Source organism: Sphingobium indicum BiD32, from assembly GCF_000382885.1.
Classification (GTDB): Bacteria; Pseudomonadota; Alphaproteobacteria; order Sphingomonadales; family Sphingomonadaceae; genus Sphingobium; species Sphingobium japonicum_C.
On sequence record NZ_CAVK010000217.1, the window covers coordinates 1 to 6,409 of the forward strand.

A 6,409-nucleotide genomic window follows, 5' to 3' on the forward strand; every position below is an offset into this window, starting at 1 on the left:
GAACTTCTGAATCGGGCTCTAAGCGATTCAAATACTTATGGGTAATCGCAAGCCTCACCGGAGCGATACTTTTCCGCGACAAATTTATCTCGAAGACATGCATGAGCTTGAAGCAGGCTGCATCGAGTTCATCGCCGGGTTCCACATGCGGCCCTATCTGCGTGCACGGGGTGGTCCCATGCGCGGCAATCTGGACTGAAATGCACCATGTCGCCCGAAGCGCTTACGACCGAACGCGTCTATCGCGAGATTAAGGGTCAGCTCATGACGGGAACATTCCGTCCAGGGTTCCAGATCATCGTGCACCAGCTTGCCGACAAGTTTGGCACCAGTATTTCTCCGGTTCGCGATGCCCTTCAGCGGCTCGTTGGCGAAAAACTGGTCCAGATATATGGCAAGGGGGGATTTGTCGTCCCCGACATCCATATCGAGCAAATCTATCATCTCTATGCATGGCAAGGCGACCTGCTGCGTCTGGCCCTTGCGCAATGGGGTCTAACGACGGCTCAGGTCGGCGATGTTCCGGATTTGGAGGAGCCAACGGGACAGGTAGCAGGGCAATTCCTTGCAGATCGCGCGGCTGAACTGTTCGCCAGGATCGGGGCCTGTTCTCCCAATCCAGAACATCTCCATGCCATCATCGCGACAGGCGAGCGACTCGCTATCGTCCGAAGCCATGAAATCAGGCTGGATCGCGCTGAGGATGAACTTCATACTCTATGGTTTGTCGCAAGTTCCGGTGACAAAAATGCCCTGAAGACGGCCCTCAATCGTTATCATCGGCGCCGTTTGTCCAATGTTCGCAAGCTTTGCGAAGCGGCCAACGCGATCCGAAATAGACAAGCGTTGTGAATATTCAATGGCATGTCACACGACAATGATTATTTTTGTCCGTCTTCTATGTTCTCTGTGTATATAAGCTCCCAAAATGGGAGCATATAAGGTCGAATATAAGTACGAGCCATTTTACCCTTCTTCCGTCGCCAAATCTCTGGCGGCGTTTTGATGGAGGTGAACATGGAACGGCATATCGACAATGACGGTCTCATCGATCTGGGCGATGCCACGATCGAAACCAAGGGACCGCCTGCTGGTGCCGGCGACGTGATCGGCCAGCAGCGTCTCGCCGGCATCACCGACGAGTGATGCATTGTGTCGGCGCGTCAGACGACGCGCCGACATTTTACCAGCGGAGCGCGCTATGCCCTATGCATTGAGGCCAGGTTTGAGCTTTTGCGTGGCGGGCGGCCGCCATTTCTTTCTGGATCGCGTAGCGAACCGATATTTTGCGCTGGCCGATCAGGATCAGCGGATGTTCGCTTGCCTGACGACAGCAAATGGTGACGACGTGTCAAAGCCGGACTGCTCAATGGCGGTGATCCAATTGCTGGTTCCATGTCCCCAAGGCAGCATCGCGCCATGCCAGCCACGCTTTCGACCAACAGGAGAACTGGGCGCGCATGAAGCTGGCCGCTTTTCGCTGTTACAGGTGACGCGCGCGACTTTTGCATATGCGGTCGCGAAAGTCCTCCTCAGGCGCAACTCTCTTGCATGGCTGCTTGACGACCTCGCCAGGCGCAAGGCGGCGATCGACAGGTCTGTCGAACCGGAAGATGGCCTTGTCCATCTTGCTCTGGCCTTCGAGGCGCTACGCTCGTTCATAGGCCAGGATCAATGCCTGCCGCTTTCGATCGCCTATGCGCGATGTGCTTATGCGCGCGGCTACCGGGTCGAAATCGTCTTTGGTGTCACGCCGCGCCCGTTTGGGGCGCATTGCTGGGTCCAGCAAGGCGGCGATGTCCTCAATGATCGACTGGCTCGGGTGGAGCATTTTACACCGATCTATGCGCAATGATCGTCGGTGACTATCTGGCGGTGATTGACCCGGCATCAGAGGGAAAGTTCGAACCCTGGCGCGCGCTTTGTGACCAACGCCTGCCTGACCGCAAGACGATATTCTCTAGTCAGGCCTGCATTATATGGACCGATGCAAGGCTGCCTGTCGCCCGTCTGGCAGAGGGCAGGGGTGTACTGCTGGGCGAAGTCCATGGCCCGGACCGCCAGGCCTTTTCTGCAAAAGATGGTGCCGCCGCCTTTCCTGATTGGCAAGCGATCCTGCGCGACAACTGGGGTGATTTTCTTGTTATCGACCAGGGGTCTACGCCGGTATCGATCATTGTAGCGCGCAGCCCCATGGGCCAGCTGCCCTGCTATTATGTGCGTCATGAAGGCATGATATTCCTGTCCTCGTCTGTCCGGTTGCTGGAGCAAACTGGCGTGCCGATGTGTATCGATGAGCGTGCCGTGGTTCGGCATCTCCTCAACATCAATGCCCGTTCCGCAGCCACCTGCCTGCGCGGGGTTTGTGAACTGGGGGGCGGCTATCGCCTCACCATTGGCGCAGATCAGCTTTGCGCTGTCAGCTTCTGGAATCCCTGGAGCTTTGCGGCGCGGTCGCGTCAGCAGGTAGCAACGGCCGATCTGGCCGGACTGTTGCGCGAACGGATCATCGATGCGACCGCCAGGACGCTACAGGCACGCAAACATGTCCTGCTAGGACTATCGGGTGGTCTGGATTCGTCCATTGTTGCGGCAAGCATGGCCGCCGCCGGGATCGACTTTTCCTGCTTCACCTTGGTGACACCGGATGGATCGGGTGACGAGCGCAGCTATGCCCGAATGATGGCGCAGCATCTGGACCGGAACCTTGTGGAAGTGGAGGAGCGCTGCGAGGACGTCGATATCTTGCGTTCTTTCGCTGCTCACTTGCCAAGGCCATTGGCTCGCTGTTTTGCCCAGTCTGGCGATATTGTCCAGCAACGTCTGGCTGCACAGTTTGGCGCGGACGCCTATGTCAGTGGCGGTGGCGGCGACAATGTCTTTTGCTATGTCCATTCCGCGCGGCCCTTGAGTGATCGGCTGCTGTGTGAAGGGCCAGGGCGGGGTAGTTGGCGGACCGCAAAAGGCATAGCGCTTTTGACCGACAGCAGCCTCTGGACCGTGCTGGCGAAGGGCGCGAAACGGGCTCTGTTCCAAGCCCATGATTTTACATGGCCGACAGAGCGTGGATTTCTCCATGAAGCGTGGGGTCTGGAAGCTACAAACCTCAGCCATGAATGGATGAAGACGCCGCCAGGTGAATTGCCGGGCAAGGCGCAGCACATCGCATGGATATTGGGCGTCCTCAATCATATCGAAGGCTTTGAGCGGGAATTGTCATTGCCAACGCTCTGGCCGCTTCTGACCCAGCCTGTCGTCGAACTTTGTCTATCCATCCCGACCTGGGCCTGGATATCGGATGGTCAGAACAGAATGATTGCTCGTCAGGCTTTTGCCGACCTGCTGCCGCCCGCCATTATCAACCGGCGGTCCAAAGGCAGTCCAGATAGTTTTGTTATCGCGCTTTTCGAAGCACGCAAGACTGACATATGGCACTATTTATGCGGAGGCTGGCTCGCCGATCATGGCATCATCGATGCCGATGCTGTCCACGCACGCTGCACTCAGGCGGCGGTGCACCGGGACATGTCCTGCTGGGAAATTTTCAGACTGGTGGACGCAGAAAGCTGGGCGCGTGCTGGAGCTGAACTACATATTTACCGCCACAGGGAAGATATTGGTACTGCCGCCAGCCTGTCGCCAAAATGCACTACCTCGCTACTATCATAAAGAATCACGCCATAGGCAAAGCGATCGCCGCATGCTTGCGCCAGCGTATGCAAGCCGCCAAAGTCGCCCGATCGCACAGTTGCCGAAGCCTTGATCTCGATCCCGGCTATCATACCGTCATCCCGCTCCAGCACGATATCGACCTCGCGCATCTGCTGGTCGCGAAAATGATAAGGAGTCAATCTCTGGTCCGAGGCAGCCATAAGCTTGAGAATTTCGGAAAACACAAAGCTTTCGAGCAGCGAGCCAAAAAGCGTCCGGTCTGCTTTTATCCGGTCAAAGCTCAGGCCTCGCGCCGTGGCGAGCAGTCCGGAATCAAGGAAATGCAGCTTGGGCGTTTTGACGATACGTTTGAGGCTGTTGGTGAACCAGGGCTGCAGGGTGGCAACCAGGAAAACCTGTTCCAGCAATCCGACATAGCGCTGGCCGGTCTTGTGGCTGACATTGATAGCGGCGCCGAATTGCGAATAGTTGATCAGCTGACCCGAATGCTCCGCCAGTAGGCGCACGAATTTTGGCAACTCCGTCAGCTTTTCGATGTCTGCAATGTCCCTGAGATCACGGGTCAGCACCGACGTCAGATAGGATTGCGCCCAGTCCTGGCGACGGCGCTCGCTTGCACGGCTGATCGCTTCGGGAAATCCGCCGAGCAAGGCAAGCCGGACGAGATCGTCCCCGACCGTTGCTTCGGGATCAGGCTTGAGTGTCCCTGCAAATAGCCGATCAAGAAAGGTCGACGTCCTGTCTTCGATTTCGGCCCGCGCGAGGGGAAGCATCCGGATCGTTTCCATCCGTCCTGCGAGGCTGTCGGCGACGCGCGGCAGGGTCAGTATGTTGGCTGATCCTGTCAACAGGAAGCGTCCTGGGCGATAATCTTCGTCGATGCTCTTCTTGATCGCCAATAGCAGATCTGGGGCTCGCTGGATCTCGTCGATAATCGCCCGGTCCAAGCCCCGAATGAAACCCGTGGGGTCAGACTGTGCTGCGTCGAGTGTGGTCTGATCGTCCAGAGTGATATAGGCTTGGGTTCCACTGCCCATTTTTCGAACAAGCGTCGTCTTGCCCGCTCGCCGTGGCCCTACAACCAGGACCACCGGCGTATCTGTAAGAGCCTGGCCTACCTGACTCTCTGCAAACCGCTTGTACATGCTGTTTCCGATCCCGTCGGATTGGATATATATACCATGATAATTGGAAGTCAATGCTAAGGCAATTGGAACTGAAAGAGTGATTTTCCGGGAATGCTCGTGCAACAGATCGTGCCAGAAATGCCAGCGGATTCATAAATCCAGAGCGCTAGCTGGACGGCCTATTGTTGACGATGGCTTTCATCGCTGACCATCGCTCCACATCCCTGGCGTCTGGCGGACAGGAGACCGACGCTATGGGTTGATCGAGCCAGAAGCCAAACCATCGCAGGTTACGACAGTAGATGTTCAGCCGGTGTTCGGGCTGTACCTTGAGGTGAAATTCCTGCGGGAAAATCCGCGCCTCGACCGGGCGTTTGTTTCGCTGATAGGCCGCCAATGTTTCCATCGCGACGAGAAACTCGTTGTCGGCAAGCTGCATCAGTAAGGGTGCCATGAGTTCAGGGGAATTGACGGGCAGTGACAGAGGCTTCCAGGCCTCAGATCCTGGTCCAGATGCGGGTGGATAGCCCCATGCGGTTCGCTCATGCGCAAGCCCGCTGCCGCCATAGATCATCATAGCCGTGGGATCGACACAGCAGGACCCCACCGATGCGGCTTTGAACAGGCCAGGGCTGTTGATCAGGCCAAACTGCATAGTCGTCGAGCCATCGCTGACACCGCTGATCCCGATCCTGTCGGGATCGATGTCGCTGCGCGCGAGGACCGACCTGATACCGACCATCAGCGAAGAGTGGATATCGCGTCGGTCGTCCCAATTACTGTTCAGTCGGGGGAGAATGGCGGCCAGCGTGCCATCATTACCCTCTGCTGCGAAAAGCGGCGCAGGCTTCTGGAAGCTGAGCACGGCAAATCCGTTGCGGGCAAAAAGCTGGATCGGATATTCATCGCCCGTCCCACCGCGTAAAAACCCTCGGGTGACATATTGCACGATGACGAGTGGCAATTTCTGCCCCGGCTTTATGCGCGGGGGAAGAACAAGATCGCCATAGCTCTCCTGCCCGCGATCATTGCGCCAGTGCAGTCTTTGAGCAGAGCCAAGGGCGATGCGCTGAAAGTCAGGATTGGGGTCGAATAATGTCCTGCTTCGACCATGGTCGCGCAGGTCGAGGGTCATCAGGTGACGCGGTTGGCGTGCGCTTTCGCGCGCGCAGACAAGGCGCTGTCCCAGCCCTTCGCAGCCAACAAGAAGATCTTCGGTTGTGAGCAGGCGATGTGGCGGATGGCCTGGCTGCCAAAGAAAAAGGCCAAGCATGCTGCCACCCCAGCCCTCCCGTTTGAGAAAGGCAAATTCACCGGGGCGGTCGGTTTCCCAAGCACCTTCAATGTCGAAGAAGAGATTGCCCAGGCAGTCCGGATGATCGCAGGCCAGGGCTTTCCCGCTTGGACTGGTCGCAACGAGGCGGGTTGGACTGTTATAGGAACCGGGCTGGCATTGTGTTTTTACAAGTGACCAGCCGGATGAGAGGTGGCCTGGCAAAATTGGACAGTAAGATAAGTGGATTTTCTGCCTGACGGCGGCCAGGATGGCCGCGTGACAGGAGTAGAAATGAGCAAACGACCCCGCCGGAACACAGCCCGGCATTCAAGGC

General features: G+C 57.2%; 6 protein-coding genes. 4 read left to right on the forward strand and 2 right to left on the reverse strand.

Translation table 11 applies throughout. From position 1 onward, the window contains the following. Window positions 1-207 precede the first annotated feature (207 nt). From EBBID32_RS19685 to EBBID32_RS24675, 4 genes are all read left to right on the forward strand, one after another. Complete coding sequence (locus EBBID32_RS19685; RefSeq protein WP_006964972.1) at window positions 208-852, forward strand: GntR family transcriptional regulator; 645 nt, start codon at window positions 208-210, stop codon at window positions 850-852. A gap of 165 nt (window positions 853-1,017) precedes the next feature. After that, entirely contained in the window at window positions 1,018-1,146 is a 129-nt protein-coding gene (locus EBBID32_RS24300) for a benenodin family lasso peptide (RefSeq protein WP_006964974.1), read from the forward strand. A gap of 4 nt (window positions 1,147-1,150) precedes the next feature. Continuing rightward, the gene (locus EBBID32_RS23295) at window positions 1,151-1,855 is read left to right on the forward strand and encodes a lasso peptide biosynthesis B2 protein (RefSeq protein WP_231382261.1); all 705 of its coding nucleotides are present in this window, start codon (window positions 1,151-1,153) and stop codon (window positions 1,853-1,855) included. Between the two features lie 638 nt (window positions 1,856-2,493). Next, the gene (locus EBBID32_RS24675; protein WP_196805704.1) at window positions 2,494-3,669 is read left to right on the forward strand and encodes an asparagine synthase-related protein; all 1,176 of its coding nucleotides are present in this window, start codon (window positions 2,494-2,496) and stop codon (window positions 3,667-3,669) included. Here the strand turns inward: EBBID32_RS24675 and EBBID32_RS19700 are convergent. After that, complete coding sequence (locus EBBID32_RS19700; RefSeq protein ID WP_037492055.1) at window positions 3,597-4,817, reverse strand: ATP-binding protein; 1,221 nt, start codon at window positions 4,815-4,817, stop codon at window positions 3,597-3,599. The two genes, EBBID32_RS24675 and EBBID32_RS19700, sit on opposite strands and share 73 nt — an antisense overlap. 148 nt (window positions 4,818-4,965) lie before the next feature. Next, window positions 4,966-6,402 carry an Atxe2 family lasso peptide isopeptidase gene (locus EBBID32_RS23805; RefSeq protein WP_006964980.1) on the reverse strand — a complete coding sequence of 479 codons (1,437 nt, stop codon included), beginning with the start codon at window positions 6,400-6,402 and terminating at the stop codon, window positions 4,966-4,968. Window positions 6,403-6,409 lie beyond the last annotated feature (7 nt).